This window comes from Streptomyces niphimycinicus (assembly GCF_018883605.1).
Lineage (GTDB): Bacteria > Actinomycetota > Actinomycetes > Streptomycetales > Streptomycetaceae > Streptomyces > Streptomyces niphimycinicus.
Genome location: NZ_JAHLEM010000153.1, coordinates 1 through 15,665, shown reverse-complemented (window position 1 = coordinate 15,665; position 15,665 = coordinate 1). Strand labels below are relative to the sequence as shown.

12 protein-coding genes and 1 pseudogene are annotated in these 15,665 nt (G+C 71.4%); 9 read left to right on the top strand and 4 right to left on the bottom strand.

Annotated elements, in window-relative coordinates:
• From KN815_RS15235 to KN815_RS15205, 7 genes and pseudogenes are all read left to right on the top strand, one after another.
• Nucleotides 1-316, top strand: a pseudogene (locus tag KN815_RS15235) (SCO3242 family prenyltransferase); the annotation flags it as partial.
• Nucleotides 313-1,197, top strand: coding sequence for a sugar phosphate isomerase/epimerase family protein (locus KN815_RS15230; RefSeq protein WP_216342473.1), 885 nt, complete (start codon nucleotides 313-315; stop codon nucleotides 1,195-1,197). The pseudogene KN815_RS15235 and the gene KN815_RS15230, both read left to right, overlap by 4 nt.
• Nucleotides 1,191-2,054 (top strand): EboA domain-containing protein, encoded by an 864-nt coding sequence (locus KN815_RS15225; protein WP_253208991.1) that lies wholly within the window; start codon nucleotides 1,191-1,193, stop codon nucleotides 2,052-2,054. The genes KN815_RS15230 and KN815_RS15225 overlap by 7 nt, the downstream gene beginning before the upstream one ends.
• Nucleotides 2,054-2,941, top strand: a complete 888-nt coding sequence (locus KN815_RS15220) for a TatD family hydrolase (protein WP_216342472.1) — start codon at nucleotides 2,054-2,056, stop codon at nucleotides 2,939-2,941. Before KN815_RS15225 ends, KN815_RS15220 begins: the two co-directional genes overlap by 1 nt.
• A gap of 10 nt (nucleotides 2,942-2,951) precedes the next feature.
• The gene (gene eboE / locus KN815_RS15215) at nucleotides 2,952-4,130 is read left to right on the top strand and encodes a metabolite traffic protein EboE (protein ID WP_216342471.1); all 1,179 of its coding nucleotides are present in this window, start codon (nucleotides 2,952-2,954) and stop codon (nucleotides 4,128-4,130) included.
• Nucleotides 4,127-5,554 carry an alkaline phosphatase family protein gene (locus KN815_RS15210; protein WP_216342470.1) on the top strand — a complete coding sequence of 476 codons (1,428 nt, stop codon included), beginning with the start codon at nucleotides 4,127-4,129 and terminating at the stop codon, nucleotides 5,552-5,554. The genes eboE and KN815_RS15210 overlap by 4 nt, the downstream gene beginning before the upstream one ends.
• Nucleotides 5,551-6,603, top strand: coding sequence for a sugar phosphate isomerase/epimerase family protein (locus KN815_RS15205; RefSeq protein WP_216342469.1), 1,053 nt, complete (start codon nucleotides 5,551-5,553; stop codon nucleotides 6,601-6,603). The genes KN815_RS15210 and KN815_RS15205 overlap by 4 nt, the downstream gene beginning before the upstream one ends.
• A 22-nt stretch (nucleotides 6,604-6,625) precedes the next feature.
• Here KN815_RS15205 and KN815_RS15200 read toward each other — a convergent pair whose 3' ends face one another.
• From KN815_RS15200 to KN815_RS15185, 4 genes are all read right to left on the bottom strand, one after another.
• Nucleotides 6,626-8,017: an OFA family MFS transporter gene (locus tag KN815_RS15200; protein ID WP_216342468.1), complete on the bottom strand. Its 1,392-nt coding sequence runs from the start codon at nucleotides 8,015-8,017 to the stop codon at nucleotides 6,626-6,628.
• Between the two features lie 79 nt (nucleotides 8,018-8,096).
• A complete protein-coding gene (locus tag KN815_RS15195) occupies nucleotides 8,097-10,232 on the bottom strand; it encodes an acetate--CoA ligase family protein (protein ID WP_216342467.1) in 2,136 nt (711 codons plus the stop codon).
• A gap of 2 nt (nucleotides 10,233-10,234) precedes the next feature.
• The gene (frc, locus tag KN815_RS15190; protein WP_216342466.1) at nucleotides 10,235-11,482 is read right to left on the bottom strand and encodes a formyl-CoA transferase; all 1,248 of its coding nucleotides are present in this window, start codon (nucleotides 11,480-11,482) and stop codon (nucleotides 10,235-10,237) included.
• A 12-nt stretch (nucleotides 11,483-11,494) separates the two neighbouring features.
• Nucleotides 11,495-13,177, bottom strand: a complete 1,683-nt coding sequence (locus tag KN815_RS15185; RefSeq protein ID WP_216342465.1) for a thiamine pyrophosphate-binding protein — start codon at nucleotides 13,175-13,177, stop codon at nucleotides 11,495-11,497.
• Nucleotides 13,178-13,368: 191 nt separating this feature from the next.
• Between KN815_RS15185 and sucC the strand changes: the two genes are divergently transcribed.
• Nucleotides 13,369-14,493, top strand: coding sequence for an ADP-forming succinate--CoA ligase subunit beta (gene sucC / locus KN815_RS15180; protein ID WP_216342464.1), 1,125 nt, complete (start codon nucleotides 13,369-13,371; stop codon nucleotides 14,491-14,493).
• Nucleotides 14,494-14,505: 12 nt separating this feature from the next.
• Nucleotides 14,506-15,402 carry a succinate--CoA ligase subunit alpha gene (sucD, locus tag KN815_RS15175; RefSeq protein WP_216342463.1) on the top strand — a complete coding sequence of 299 codons (897 nt, stop codon included), beginning with the start codon at nucleotides 14,506-14,508 and terminating at the stop codon, nucleotides 15,400-15,402.
• Nucleotides 15,403-15,665 lie beyond the last annotated feature (263 nt).

Here is a 15,665-nt window from a genome sequence, read left to right as displayed (position 1 = left end):
GCCGGGCGGGCCGCGTGCCGGGGCCGGGCTGCCCCGGACCATCCCCTTGCCCGGCGCGGCGGCGAGCCGCTTCGCGGCCGTCGCCGGGGCCGTGCTCGCCGGAGGCTATGTGGCCACGGTCGCCAAGCCGTTGGCGCATGCCGCGCTCAACCCCTCCCCGTACTTCCTTCAGCGTGCCGTCGGCAGCGGCATCCGCGCGATGATCCCGCTTCAGGCCGCGCTCGCCTCCCGCGCCGGGGCGCACCGGACGGCGGCGGGGCTGCTCGCGCTGCTGCCCGTCGCCCGTCGGCCGTCGAGAAAGGTCAGCGCCACATGAGCCGTGCCCGCCCGGAATCCCTGCGCTTCGCCTACGGCACCAACGGTCTGACCGACCTCCGTCTGACCGACGCCCTCGCCCTGCTCGCCGACCTCGGCTACGACGGCGTCTCGCTGACCCTCGACCATATGCATCTCGACCCGCTCGCCCCGGACCTCGCCGCCCGCACCCGCCGTGTCGCCCGCGAACTCGAGCGGTTCGGCCTCGGCGTCGCGGTCGAGACCGGTGCCCGGTACGTTCTCGACGCCCGGCGCAAGCACCACCCCACCCTGCTCGACCCGGACCCCGACGCCCGCGGCGCCCGTGTCGATCTGCTGCTGCGCGCCGTACGGGTGGCGGCCGACCTCGGGGCGCCCGCCGTGCACTGCTTCAGCGGGGTGCTGCCGCCCGGCGAGTCCGAGGAGACGGCGTGGCGGCGGCTCGCGGACGCCCTCGCGCCTGTGGTCGTCGCCGCCGAGGCGGCGGGCGTGGCCCTCGCGATCGAGCCGGAGCCGGGGCATCTCCTCGCCGACCTCGCCGGATTCCACCGGCTGCGCACGGCGCTCGGCGATCCGGCCGCCCTCGGCCTCACCCTCGACATCGGCCACTGTCAGTGCCTGGAGCCCGACCCGCCCGTCGAGTGCGTGCGCGCGGCGGCGCCCTGGGTGCGGCATGTGCAGATCGAGGACATGCGGCGCGGGGTGCATGAGCATCTGCCGTTCGGCGAGGGGGAGATCGACTTCCCGCCGGTCCTGGAGGCGCTGCGCGCCACGGGGTACCGGGGGCTCGTCGGCGTCGAGCTGCCCCGCCACTCCCACGCCGGACCCGAACTGGCCCGCAGCTCCCTGCGCTTCCTCCAGGACGCCGAACGGGCCGCGATCGAGGGAGGCGTCCGGTGCTGACCCGGACCGAGCTGCGCGCCGCCGTGGAGCGGCGACTGGACGAGGCAGGGCGCGCCTGGCTGGACCGGGCCCTGACGGAGGCGGCGAAGAGCGGGCCCCAGGCGGGCGATTCCGGCCCCGCCTCCGCCTCCGCTTCCGGTTCCGCCTCCAGCCCCGACTCCGGTTCTGCCTCCAGCCCCGCCTCCGCTTCCGGTCGCGCCTCTAGCCTCGCGCCCGCCCCCGCCTCCGGTCCCGCCCGCTGGGAGCTGGACTTCGCCTCCGCCGGACGCCACGTCCGGAGCGCCCGGCCCGCCCCCGGCGACCCCACCCCCCACGACCTCCCCGACGCCGCCCGCATCCTGCTCCTCCACGCCGCCGACGCGGACGCGCCGACCGCCGCGAGGCTGTACGCGCGGGGCACCGGCGCCGAGCGCCGCGCCGTGCTCCTCGCGCTGCCGTATCTCCGTCTCGACGCGGCGGACGCCGTCCCGCTCGTCGAGGACGCCCTGCGGACCAACGACACCCGGCTCGTGGCCGCCGCCGTCGGCCCGTACGCCGCCCGTCACCTCTCGCCGCACAGTTGGCGGCAGGCCGTGCTCAAGTGCCTGTTCACCGGGGTGCCCCTGACCGCCGTCGCCGAATGGGAGCGCCGGGCGCGCGGGGACGCCGAGCTGGCCCGCATGCTCACCGACTACGCCCGCGAGCGCACCGCCGCCGGGCGCCCCGTGCCCGCCGACCTCGACCGCGTACTGGCCCAGACGGCCCAGACGGCCCAGACGTCCCCGACAGCCGCGACGTCCCGGACAACCCCGGCAGCCACGACGTCCCCCACAACCCCGACGGCCCCCACCCGCGCCCTGACCCGCGAGGAGTCCTGATGCGCATCTTCGACCCGCATATCCATATGACCTCCCGCACCACCGACGACTACGAGGCCATGTACGCCGCGGGGGTGCGCGCCGTCGTGGAGCCGTCCTTCTGGCTCGGACAGCCGCGCACCTCGCCCGCCAGCTTCTACGACTACTTCGACTCACTCCTCGGCTGGGAGCCGTTCCGGGCCGCCCAGCACGGCATCGCCCACCACTGCACCCTCGCGCTCAATCCCAAGGAGGCCAACGACCCGCGCTGCGCCCCCGTCCTGGACGAGCTGCCGCGCTATCTCGTCAAGGACGGCGTCGTGGCCGTGGGCGAGATCGGCTACGACTCGATGACGCCCGCCGAGGACACCGCCCTCGCCGCCCAGCTTCAGCTCGCCGCCGACCACGGTCTGCCCGCCCTCGTGCACACCCCGCACCGCGACAAGCTGGCCGGACTGCGCCGCACCCTCGACGTGGTCAAGGAGTCCGCGCTGCCCATGGACCGCGTCCTGGTGGACCACCTCAACGAGACCACCGTCGAGGAGGCCAAGGACAGCGGCTGCTGGCTGGGCTTCTCCGTCTATCCCGACACCAAGATGGACGAGGAGCGGATGGTCGCGATCCTGCGCGAGTACGGGCCCGCGCGGGTGCTGGTCAACTCCGCCGCCGACTGGGGGCGGAGCGATCCGCTCAAGACCCGCAAGGTCGGCGACCTGATGCGTGCCGAGGGCTTCGGCGAGGACGACGTCGACCAGGTGCTGTGGCGCAACCCGGTCGCGTTCTACGGGCTCAGCGGCCGTCTTGACCTCGACCTGGACAGCGGGGAGACCGAGGCCACCGCCACCCACGAGGGCAACTCCATCCTGCGCGGCGGTGGCGCCCCGGCCGCCGCCCCGACGGAACGGTGAGGAGGACACCATGCGCTTCCGCCACCCCGACGGCTCCACCGTCCACCTCGCCTACTGCACCAACGTCCACCCCGCCGAAGACCTCGACGGCGTCGTGGAACAGCTCAGGCTGTACTGCGAACCCGTGCGCCGCCGCCTGGGCCGCGACCGGCTCGGCATCGGCCTGTGGCTGGCCCGGGACGCCGCCCGCACCCTGAGCGCCGACCCCGCCGAACTCCGCAAGCTGCGCACCGCGCTGGACACCCGCGGCCTGGAAGTGGTCACCCTCAACGGCTTCCCGTACGAGGGGTTCGGCGCCGAGGAGGTCAAGTACCGCGTCTACAAGCCCGACTGGACCGATCCGGAGCGGCTGGAGCACACCACCCGTCTGGCCCGGCTGCTGGCCGCGCTGCTCCCCGACGACATCACGGACGGCTCCGTCTCCACCCTGCCGCTGGCCTGGCGCACCCCCTTCGACGCCGAACGGGCCCGCGCCGCCCGCCGCCACCTCACCACCCTCGCCCAGCGGCTCGACGCCATCCAGGAGCTCACCGGCCGCTCCGTGCGCATCGGCCTGGAGCCCGAGCCCGGCTGCACCGTGGAGACGACCGGGCAGGCCATCGAGGCGCTCACGGCGCCCGGCGGCCCGCCCCTGGACCGTATCGGCGTCTGCCTGGACACCTGCCATCTGGCGACGCAGTTCGAGGACCCGCAGACGGCCACAGATGCGCTCACCGCCGCCGGGGTCCCGGTCGTCAAGGCGCAGCTCTCCGCCGCGCTGCACGCCGAGGACCCGGGGCAGCCCGGGGTGCGGGAGGCCCTCGCGGCGTTCGCCGAGCCCCGCTTCCTCCACCAGACCCGCACCCGGGCCCCCGAGGGCGGTGTGCAGGGCACCGACGACCTCGACGAAGCGCTCGCGGGCGGGCTCGGCGACACCGCGCCCTGGCGGTCCCATTTCCATGTGCCGCTGCACGCCCCGCCCGAACCCCCGCTCACCTCCACCCTCCCGGTGCTGGCCGACGCCCTCGCCCGGCTCGTCGGCGGGCCCGCCCCGCTGACCCGCCACCTCGAAGTGGAGACCTACACCTGGCAGGCGCTCCCGCCCGAGCTGCGCCCCCGCACCCGCGACCGGCTCGCCGACGGCCTCGCCGCCGAACTCGCCCTCGCCCGCGACCTGTTGACCGACCTCGGCCTCAAGGAGCTGCCATGAGCGACCTGAGCGACAGGGGCAGCCCCACCCCCACCCCCCTCCTGGTCCTCGACGTCGTCGGCCTCACCCCACGGCTGCTGGACCATATGCCGCGCCTCAAGGCCCTCGCCCGCTCCGGCTCCCGCGCCGCGCTGGGCACCGTGCTGCCCGCCGTCACCTGCGCCGCCCAGTCGACGTTCCTCACCGGCACCACCCCCGCCGAGCACGGCATCGTCGGCAACGGCTGGTACTTCCGCGAGATGGGCGAGGTGCTGCTGTGGCGGCAGCACAACGGCCTCGTAGGCGGCGACAAGCTGTGGGACGCCGCCCGCCGCGCCCACCCCGGCTACACGGTGGCCAACATCTGCTGGTGGTACGCGATGGGCTCGGACACCGACATCACCGTCACCCCACGCCCCGTCTACTACGCCGACGGCCGCAAGGAGCCGGACTGCTACACCCGGCCCCCCGCACTGCACGACGAACTCACCGCGGAGCTGGGCACCTTCCCGCTCTTCCACTTCTGGGGGCCGGGCGCCGATCTGGTCTCCTCGCAGTGGATCATCGACGCCACCCGCCACATCCTGCGGACCAGCCCCACCGACCTGGTGCTGACCTACCTTCCGCATCTGGACTACGACCTCCAGCGGTACGGCCCCGACGACCCCCGCTCGCACGCCGCCGCCACCGAGCTCGACACCGCCCTCGGCCCGCTGCTCGACGATGCCACCGCCCGCGGCCGTACCGTCGTGGCGCTGTCCGAGTACGGCATCACCCGGGTCTCCCGGCCCGTGGACATCAACCGGGCGCTGCGCCGGGCCGGGCTGCTGGAGGTGCACACCCAGGACGGCATGGAGTATCTGGACCCCGGCGCCTCCAGGGCCTTCGCGGTCGCCGACCACCAGCTCGCCCATGTGTATGTGCGCCGCGCGGAGGACCTGGACGCCACCCGCGCCGCCCTGGCCGGTCTGCCCGGCATCGCCGAACTCCTCGACGACGAGGGGAAGAAGGCCCACGGCCTGGACCATCCCCGCTCCGGGGAGCTGGTCGCGGTGGCCGCGCCGGACGCCTGGTTCACGTACTACTACTGGCTCGACGACGCCCGCGCCCCCGACTTCGCCCAGCTCGTGGAGATCCACCGCAAGCCCGGCTATGACCCTGCCGAGCTGTTCATGGACCCCAAGGACCCCTATGTGCGGGTGCGGGCCGCCACCGCGCTGGCCCGCAAGAAGACCGGGATGCGCTACCGCATGGCCGTCGTCCCGCTCGATCCGTCCCCGGTGCGCGGCAGCCACGGCCGCCTGCCGGACCGCGAGGAGGACGGGCCCGTCCTCCTCTGCTCCCAGCCGGGCGCGGTGCGCGGCCAGGTGGCCGCCACCGACGTCAAAACCCTGCTCCTCCGCCTCGCCGGCCTGACGAACGCAACCGAAGGAGACACCCCGTGAAGAGGGCTCAGGAACACCCCGAACTCGCCGAGACGCTCCGCCGCCGCAGATTCCTCGGCGTCGCCGCGGGTGCCACGGCCGCCACCCTGGTCGGCACGGCCACCGCCACCGCCGCCCAGACCGGCACCTCGGCCCAGAGCGGCACCTCGGCGCAGAAGGGCCGGGGCGGCCCGCTGGTGCCCCGCGGCCATCTCGGCATCCAGCTCTACACCCTCCGCGACCAGGTGCAGTCCATCGGCTTCGCCCAGGTCTTCAAGGAGCTGGCCCGGTACGGCTACGACCAGGTGGAGTTCGCCGGATACACCCAGGGCACCGGCGACATCACCCTGGGGCAGCTCAAGCGGCTGATGCGGGACCACGGGCTGCGCGGTATCGGCAGCCACGTCGGCTACTACTCCGACGACCCGAAGGCGTACACCTTCGCCACCAACCTCACCCAGGTGCTGGACGACGCCGAGGCGCTGGGCCTGCCGCATGTGGGCACCGCCTCCGGGCCCTGGCGCTACGGCTCAACGGTGGACGGCTGGAAGCGCTGCGCGGAGGAGTTCAACACCTATGGCGCGGCGGCCAAGGCGCGCGGAATGAAGTTCTACCAGCACAACCACGCCGAGGAGTTCTCCTTCGCCACCGACCGGCCGGACGTGCGCCTGTACGACGTACTGCTCGCCGAGACCGACCCCGAGCTGGTCCATCTGGAGATGGACATCTACTGGGCGTATGTGGCCCAGTACCGCTTCGGCAAGAAGGCGGACGGCTCCCCGGCGCCCTTCGAGCCGCTCGACTACGTCCTGCGCGCCCCGCACCGCTATCCGCTCTTCCACGTCAAGGACGGGGAACACGACGAAACCGCCACCGACGGCTACCGGATGGTGGACGTCGGTGACGGTGACATCGACTACCGCCGCTTCCTGACCGCGGTCGGCAGGACCCATGGCGGGCGGCGTGACCACCACTGGATGGTGGAGCACGACCAGCCCGCCGATTCGCTCACCACCGCCCGCCGCTCCGCTCGCTATCTGCGGTCACTGCGGTGCGGCGGACGGGGCTGAGCGAGGGTCCCTCGCGGCGGCGCTAGACGGCCTCGCGGCTGATCGGCTGCGGGTTCGGGGCGATGCCCCGGACCCGTGGCCGGCCGGGTTGCCGCAGCAGCAGGGCCACCGCGGCGGCCAGCATGGAGATGCCTCCGGCGAGCGCGTACGCGCCGTCGTAGCCCCAGGAGTCCACCACCATCGACCCCAGGCCACCGCCGAACAGCCCGCTGATCAGCTTTCCGCTGTACACCAGGCCGTAGTTGCTGGCGTTGTAGTTCTCCCCGAAGTAGTCCGGGGTCAGCGCCGCGAACATCGGGTAGAAGGCGCCGCCGCCGAATCCCGAGAGGAAGGCGAAGACGAGGAACAGCGCCTCGCTGTGGATGTTGCCGGCCCAGATCACCCCGAACTGGGCCAGGCCCAGCACCACGATGACGAACACCAGGGTCGTCTTGCGCCCCCACAGGTCCGAGAGCCAGCCGACCACTCCGCGTCCGACACCGTTGATGACGGACATGATGCCCATGGACGAGGCCGCCACCAGCGGACCGAAGCCCACGTCCTTGGCGTAGTCGACCTGGAAGGAGATGCCGAAGATGGACACCCCGGCGGTGAGCACCAGGGACACCCACATCAGCGGCAGCATCCCGGTCCTGATGGCCTCCTTGGGCGTGTACTGCCGCGTCGCCGGCGGGTTCTTCGCCAGACTCGCCGCGCTCTTGGCGTTGCCGCTGTAGCTCAGCGGGTCGATGTCGGCGGGCCACCAGTTCTTCGGCGGGTCCTTGAAGAACCAGGCGCAGATCGCCACGACGATCAGCACATAGACCCCGATGAGGTCCAGGACCTCGTCGAAGTTACCCGTGTCGAACCAGTAGTTGAAGATGAAGATGAACGGCAGCGCGCCGTAGGCGAACCCTCCGTTGACGAACCCCGTCTTCGCCCCGCGCCGCTCCGGGAACCACTTGCCCACCATATTGATGCAGGTGGCGTAGATGAATCCGGAGCCGAGCCCGCCGATGACGCCGAAGCCGACGATGGCGGCGAAAACGTTGTCCAGGTGGGCGAGGGCCACGAACCCGATCAGACACAGCCCCGACCCCAGGAACATCGCCGCGCGGGCGGTCAGGATCCCCTTCTCCCGTAACCACCCGGCCGGGAAGGCGATCCCCGCCTGGAAGAACACCCAGACACTCAGGATCCAGAAGGTGTTGCTCTGGGTCCAGCCGTGCGCGTCCGAGAGCGTGTCCTCGGCCGAGCCGTACGCGTACTCGGACACGCTGATGGCCATCATCGCGATCCACGGCAGATAGACCATCAGCTTCCGGCTGTGGCCCAGGATGTCGCGGTCCGTCTCACCGATGCGATACGTGCGTCCCTTGCTGTCCTGCACTTCACGGAAGGGGAGGGCCCCCTCCGGTCGTTCTGCTGTGCTCATGTATGTCGTCCCCTTGGCTTCGAAGGAACCCGGTCAGCGGCCCCTGTCCAAACTCTTCGTGCTCCGGGAAACGTGGTGGCTAGGTGAGCAGCCCCGCCGACCTGGCCCAGCGGTACTTGGCACCCAGGACTGCCACCGGCTTCTCGGTGGTGTACGGATAAGCCACGACCCCGCGCTCGAAGAGGTAGGCGCACGCCTCCTCGACCTCGGTGTCGCCCGCGAGCGAGGCCACCACCGGTTTGGCGATGCCCCGGGCGCGGAACTCCTCGACGACCCGCGCGGTCAGCTCGGCGAACACCATCGGCGGGGTGACGATGGTGTGCCAGTAGCCCAGGACCAGTGAGTGGATCCGCGGATCCTTAAGGCCCAGCCGGATGGTCGCCTCGTAGGTGGACGGCGGTTCCCCGCCGGTGATGTCCACCGGGTTCCCGGCCGCGCCGAACGGCGGGATGAAGCGGCGGAACGCGGCGTCCAGGTCGTCCGGGATCTCCATCAGCGACAGCCCGTTGTCGACGATCGCGTCCGACAGCAGCACCCCCGAGCCCCCGGCGCCGGTGATGATGACGACGTTGTCACCCTGTGGCGTGGGCAGCACGGGCAGCGCCCGCGCGTACTCCAGCATCTCGTTCAGGCCCGGCGCCCGGATCACCCCGGCCTGCCGCAGGATGTCGTCGTAGACCGCGTCGTCCCCGGCCAGCGCGCCGGTGTGGGAACCGGCCGCCTTCGCGCCCGCCGCCGTACGGCCCGCCTTGAGCACCACCACGGGCTTCTGGGGCACCGTGGCGCGCGCCGCCTCCACGAAGGCCCGGCCGTCCTTCAGATCCTCCAGGTGCATCGCGATGCACTGGGTGCGGTCGTCCTCACCGAACCAGGTGAGGAGATCGTCCTCGTCCACATCCGACTTGTTGCCGAGGCCGACGATCGCCGAGACACCGGTCTTGGTCGTCCGGGCGAAGCCGAGGATCGCCATCCCGATGCCACCGGACTGTGAGGTGAGCGCCACCGGCCCCTTGACGTCGTACGGGGTGCAGAAGGTGGCGCACAGGTCCTGCCAGGTGGAGTAGTAGCCGTAGATATTGGGTCCCAGCACCCGCACCCCGTACTCCTCGGCGATCTCCACGATCCGCCGCTGAAGCTCGTGTTCACCGGTCTCGGCGAAGCCGGACGGGATCAGCACGGCGTTCGGGATGCCCTTGCGGCCGACCTCCTCCAGCGCGGCGGGCACGAACTTCGCGGGGATCGCGAAGACCGCCACATCCACCTCGCCGGGGACGTCCGTGACGCTCTTGTACGCCTTGCGGCCCAGGATGTCGTCGGCCTTGGGGTTCACCGGGTGGATCTCCCCGGGGAAGCCGCCGTCGATGAGGTTGCGCATCACCGAATTGCCGATCTTGCCCTGCTCGTTGGAGGCACCCACCACCGCCACCGAGCGCGGCTGCATCAGCCGGCGCATCGCGCTCAGGATCTCCTCGCGCGAGTAGCGGCGGCGCTCCTGCGGGGCGGGGTCCCCGATCAGCAGCCGCACATCGGCGGCGAGCACCCCGCTCGCGGTGGCGAACACCGGGTTGAGATCGACCTCGGTGATCTCCGGGAAGTCCGCCACCAGCCGGGAGACCCGCACGATCAGATCGGCGAGCGCCCCGCGGTCCACCGCCTGGCCGCCGCGCACCCCGCGCAGCACCTCGGCGGCGCGGATCCCGTCCAGCATCGACAGCGCCTCGTCCTCGGTCGCCGGGGCCAGCCGGAAGGTGATGTCCTTCAGCACCTCCACCAGCACCCCGCCGAGGCCGAACGCCACCACCTTCCCGAAGGTGGGGTCGGTGACCGCGCCGACGATGACCTCCTGCCCGCCGTCCGGGACCATCTGCTGCACCTGGACGCCCTGGATCCGGGCCTTGGGGTCGTAGGAGCGGGCGTTGTCCACGATCGCGGTGAACGCGCCCCGCACCTCGGCGCAGGAGGCCAGCCCCACCCGGACCCCACCCGCGTCGGTCTTGTGCAGGATGTCCGGGGACACGATCTTGAGGACGACCGGGAAGCCGATCCGGTCGGCGAGCGCCACCGCCTCGTCGACGGTCTCCGCCAGCCCCTCGGCCGGGGTCGGGATGCCATACGCGTCGGTGATCCGCTTCCCCTCGGGAGCGGTCAGCGCCGTGCGCCCCTCGGCGCGGGCGGCGTCCAGCACCGCGCGCACGGCATCGTTGTCATACGTCACCGTCAGATCACTCCGTCCGTCTTGAGCAGCCGCACTTCCTCGTCGCCGAGCCCCAGCTCCCCGACGTACACCTCTTCGTTGTGCTCACCCAGCAGCGGGGAGCGCTCGACCTGGACCGGGGAGTCGGAGAGCTTCAGCGGGGAGCCGACCGTGGTGAAGGAGCCGCGCTCGGGGTGGTCGACCTCGACGATCATCTCGTTGGCCGCGAGCGACGCGTCCTCGACGATCTCCTTGGTGGACAGGATCGGCCCGCACGGGATGTTGTGGGCCGTGAGCTGCTCCAGCACCCCCCATTTGGGCAGTGTGCTGGACCACTCCTCGATGAGCTGGAACATCTTGGCCAGCTTCGGCAGCCGTGACTCCGGCGAGGCCCACTCCGGGTCCTCGGCCAGCTCGGGGCGGCCGATGAGCCGGGTGATGGGCTCCCAGCCGACCGGCTGCACGATGACGTAGACGTAGTCGTTGGGCCCGCCGGGCGCGCATTTGACCGCCCAGCCGGGCTGGCCGCCACCGCTGGCGTTGCCACTGCGCGGCACCTCGTCGCCGAAGTCCTCATTCGGGTACTCGGCGAGCGGCCCGTGTGCCAGCCGCTGCTGGTCGCGCAGCTTGACCCGGCACAGGTTGAGCACCGCGTGCTGCATCGCCACATTGACCCGCTGGCCGCGCCCGGTGTGGGTGCGCTGGTAGAGCGCGGCGAGGATGCCCGCCACGCAGTGCACCCCGGTGCCGGAGTCGCCGATCTGGGCGCCGGTGGCCAGCGGCGGGCCGTCCTCGAAGCCGGTCGTGGACATCGACCCGCCCATGGCCTGCGCGACCACCTCGTACGCCTTGAACTTGGTGTACGGGCCCTCGCCGAACCCCTTGATCGAGGCGTAGACCAGCCGCGGATTGATCTCCTGGATGCGCTCCCAGGAGAACCCCATACGGTCCACGGCACCCGGACCGAAGTTCTCCACCAGCACATCGCTGCGGCGGATCAGCTCGGTCAGGATCTCCTTGCCGCGCTCGGACTTGGTGTTGAGGGTGATGCTCCGCTTGTTGCAGTTGAGCATCGTGAAGTAGAGCGAGTCCACATCGGGGAGGTCCCGCAACTGCTTGCGGGTGATGTCCCCGGTGGTGTTCTCCAGCTTGATCACATCCGCGCCGAGCCAGGCGAGCAACTGGGTGGCGGAGGGACCGGACTGCACATGCGTCATATCGAGGACGCGAATGCCCGTCAGAGCTTGATTGGCCTGGGCAGCCTGGGACATGGTGGCGGCTCCCTACTTGTACATGGTCTGGTTCATGGTTCCGGGGGCGTAGGCGTCCGGGTCCACCCAGACGTTGATCAGCGACGGCTTGCCGGACTCCCGGGCGCGCCGCAGCGCCGGGCCGATGTCCGCCGGGTCGCGGACCTCCTCGCCGTAGCCGCCGAGCATCCGCGCGAACTGGTCGTAGGGCACATCGCCGAGGGTGTTGCCGATCCGCTCCCGCTCCTCGCCGTACTTGGCCTTCTGGCCGTAACGGATCTGGTTCATCGAGGAGTTGTTGCCGACGATGCCGACGAACGGCAGGTCGAAGCGGACCAGCGTCTCGAAGTCCCAGCCGGTCAGGGAGAACGCGCCGTCGCCGAAGAGCGCCACCACCTCCTTGTCGGGGCGGGCCTGCTTGGCGGCCATCACGAACGGCACACCGACGCCGAGCGTTCCCAGTGGCCCCGGGTCCATCCAGTGGCCGGGCGATTTGGGCTGGACGACCTGGCCGGAGAAGGTGACGATGTCGCCGCCGTCGCCGATGTAGATCGAGTCCTCGGTGAGGAAGTCGTTGATCTCGCCGACCAGGCGGTACGGATGGATGGGGGAGGCGTCGGAGCGGAGGCTGGGCAGCCGCTTCTCGATCGCCTTCTGCTCGGCGGCGCGCAGCTCGTCCAGCCACTCCTTGCGCTTGCCCGCGCCGCCATTGATGCGGCCCGAGGCGGCCTGGGTGACGGCCGAGAGCACCAGCCCCGCGTCGCCCACGATGCCGAGGTCGATGTCCCGGTTCTTGCCGACCGTGCGGTAGTCGAGGTCGATCTGGACCACGGTGGCATCGGGGGAGAGCCGCTTGCCGTAGCCCATCCGGAAGTCGAAGGGCGTGCCGACGATGACGATGAGGTCGGCATTGGAGAACGCGTAGCGGCGGGAGAGCTGGAAGTGGTGCGGATCGCCGGGCGGCAGTGTGCCGCGCCCCGCGCCGTTCATATACGCGGGCACATTGAGCGTGCGCACCAGCTCGATGGCGGCGTCGGTGGCGCGGGTGGTCCACACCTGACTGCCCAGCAGGATCGCGGGCTTCTCGGCCTGGACCAGCAGATCGGCCAGCTTCTGGACGGACTCGGGGTCGCCGGCGCTGCGGGTGGAGGCGCGGTAGTGCCCGGCCTGGGGGATACGGGCCGCCTCCACCGGCACCTTGGCGTCCAGCACATCGCGCGGGATCTCCAGGAAGGAGGGCCCGGGGGCGCCGTGGAAGCACTCGCGGAAGGCCATGGATACCATGTCGGCGGCGCGGGCGGTGTCCGGGACGGTGGCGGCGAACTTGGTGATCGGCGCCATCATGTCCACATGCGGAAGGTCCTGGAGGGACCCCATCTTGTGCTGGCTGTGGGCGCCCTGGCCGCCGATGAGCAGCATGGGTGACTCGGCGCGGAAGGCGTTGGCGACGCCGGTGACCGCGTCGGTGGTGCCGGGACCGGCGGTGACGACGGCGCAGCCGGGCTTGCCGGTGATCCGGGCGTAGCCGTCGGCGGCGTGGGCGGCGACCTGTTCATGGCGTACGTCGATGACATCGATGCCTTCGTCGACGCAGCCGTCGTAGATGTCGATGATGTGGCCGCCGCAGAGGGTGTAGATCACCTCGACGCCCTCTGCCTTGAGTGCTTTGGCGACCAAGTGCCCGCCGGAGATGACGTCCTGGCTGTCGTCGGGCATGGCGAATCGCGTCCCTTCGTAGGGGTCGGTACGTGCCTCGCGGATGGATCAACAGGATTGCATACAGTCGACGTTATCCTGTATGAACTTTGTTATCCCACCATCGGCCGAGCGATGTCCAGGGGGCGTGCGCCACTCGTTCGATCCAGCGCTGGATCAAGCGCTGCTGACCGGTCATCAGGGAGCTGGCAATGGACCTGTACGAACACCAGGCACGGGAACTCCTCCAAGAAAACGGCGTGTTGGTGCCGCGAGCCGAGGTCGTGGACACGGCCGAAGCCGCCCGCGCCGCCGCCGAGCGGCTCGGTGGCCGCGTCGTCATCAAGGCCCAGGTGAAGACCGGCGGCCGGGGCAAGGCGGGCGGGGTGAAACTCGCCGACGACCCGGCGGCGGCCGAGCAAACCGCACGCCGGATCCTCGGCATGGACATCAAGGGCCACCCCGTCCACCGGGTGATGGTCGCCGAACCGATCGAGGTGGAACGGGAGTTGTACCTCGGCTTCACCCTGGACCGGGCCGCGGGCCGCTTTGTGGCCATCGCCTCCGCCGAGGGCGGTATGGAGATCGAGGAGGTCGCCGCGCGCCGCCCCGAAGCGGTGGCCCGGATCCCGATCGACCCGGCCGAGGGGGTGACCGAGGCGACGGCCGCCGAGATCGCCGCCGCCGGGGGACTGCCGCCGGAGACGGCCGCGACCATCCGCCGGCTGTGGACCGTCCTGACCGCGTACGACGCCCTCCTGGCCGAGATCAACCCGCTGGTGGTCACCAGGGACGGCGCGATCGTGGCCCTGGACGGCAAGGTCACCCTGGACGACAACGCCCGCTTCCGGCAGCCGTCATGGGACGACTCCGACGACCGCGCCCGGGACCCGCTGGAGGCCCGCGCCGCGGCCGCCGGGCTCGGCTACGTCAAACTGGACGGCCGGGTGGGCGTCATCGGCAACGGCGCGGGCCTGGTGATGTCCACCCTGGACGTCGTCGCGGGCTGCGGCGCCCGCCCCGCCGACTTCCTCGACATCGGCGGCGGCGCCTCGGCGCAGGTGATGGCCGACGGGCTGTCCCTCGTCCTCGACGACCCAAAGGTGCGCTCCGTCCTGGTCAACGTCTTCGGCGGCATCACCGCCTGCGACGCGGTGGCCGACGGCATCGTGCGCGCCCTGGACACCGTCCCGCTCACCAAGCCACTGGTCGTCCGGCTCGACGGCAACAACGCCGCACGTGGCCGGGCCATCCTTGGCCAATTGGCTCATCCACTCGTCCACCAGGCCGACACCATGGACGGCGCCGCCGCGCGCGCCGCCGAACTCGCCGCGTAGGGGGCGCACATCATGGCCATCTTCCTCACCAAGGACAGCAAGGTCATCGTCCAGGGCATGACCGGCGCGGAAGGCATGAAGCACACCCGGCGGATGCTCACCGCGGGCACCGATGTCGTCGGTGGCGTCAATCCGCGCAAGGCCGGGACCCGGGTCCACATCGACGGCGCCGCGGTGCCCGTCTTCGGCTCCGTACGCGAGGCCATGGACGCCACCGGCGCCGAGGTGAGCGTCCTGTTCGTCCCGCCGCCCCACGCCAAGGCCGCCGTCATCGAGGCCGCCGACGCCCGGATCCCGCTCGCCGTCGTCATCACCGAGGGCATCCCGGTCCATGACGCGGTCGCCTTCCAGGCGTACGCCCGGGCCCGCGCCACCAGGATCATCGGCCCCAACTGCCCCGGGCTGATCTCCCCGGGCCGGTCCAACGCCGGCATCATCCCCGCCGACATCACCAAACCGGGCCGGATCGGGCTGGTCTCCAAGTCCGGCACCCTCACCTACCAGCTCATGTACGAGCTGCGCGACATCGGCTTCTCCACCTGCGTGGGCATCGGCGGTGACCCGGTCATCGGCACCACCCACATCGACGCCCTGGCCGCCTTCGAGGCCGACCCCGACACCGACCTCATCGTGATGATCGGCGAGATCGGCGGCGACGCGGAGGAGCGCGCCGCGCGATATATCGCCGACCACATCACCAAGCCGGTCGTCGGCTATATCGCCGGTTTCACCGCCCCCGAGGGCCGCACCATGGGCCACGCGGGCGCCATCGTCTCCGGCTCCTCGGGCACCGCCACGGCCAAGAAGGCGGCACTGGAGGCGGCGGGCGTCAGCGTAGGAGCCACCCCCACGGAGACCGCCGCCCTGGTGGTGTCCCTGCTGGCCGAAACCCCCGGCGACGCCGCGTGAGCTGATCCGCACCCGGTCCGCACCCCGGTCCGCGCCCCCGGTCACCGTCACGATCCGTACCGCCACCTTCCTCTCCGTACGGACACCCGCCCGGCAACTTCCCCGACTACCACCCGTTGCCCAGGTGATCACTCTCCGCGCCCATCCCCGCCGTCCCCCCAGGTCGGCCCGGGGGTGGGCGCCCGGCATACGCAGGTGAAACGCACTCCGAAACCTTGGTATCGTTGTCCATGTCGCCGCGGCCCGCCGCGGAGACACACCTT

Coding starts and splice junctions, on each gene's coding strand:
- KN815_RS15230 (WP_216342473.1), top strand. CDS start 313: ATGAGCCGTGCCCGCCCGGAATCCCTGCGCTTCGCCTACGGCACCAAC.
- KN815_RS15220 (WP_216342472.1), top strand. CDS start 2,054: ATGCGCATCTTCGACCCGCATATCCATATGACCTCCCGCACCACCGAC.
- eboE (WP_216342471.1), top strand. CDS start 2,952: ATGCGCTTCCGCCACCCCGACGGCTCCACCGTCCACCTCGCCTACTGC.
- KN815_RS15210 (WP_216342470.1), top strand. CDS start 4,127: ATGAGCGACCTGAGCGACAGGGGCAGCCCCACCCCCACCCCCCTCCTG.
- KN815_RS15200 (WP_216342468.1), bottom strand. CDS start 8,017: ATGAGCACAGCAGAACGACCGGAGGGGGCCCTCCCCTTCCGTGAAGTG.
- frc (WP_216342466.1), bottom strand. CDS start 11,482: ATGTCCCAGGCTGCCCAGGCCAATCAAGCTCTGACGGGCATTCGCGTC.
- KN815_RS15185 (WP_216342465.1), bottom strand. CDS start 13,177: ATGCCCGACGACAGCCAGGACGTCATCTCCGGCGGGCACTTGGTCGCC.
- sucC (WP_216342464.1), top strand. CDS start 13,369: ATGGACCTGTACGAACACCAGGCACGGGAACTCCTCCAAGAAAACGGC.
- sucD (WP_216342463.1), top strand. CDS start 14,506: ATGGCCATCTTCCTCACCAAGGACAGCAAGGTCATCGTCCAGGGCATG.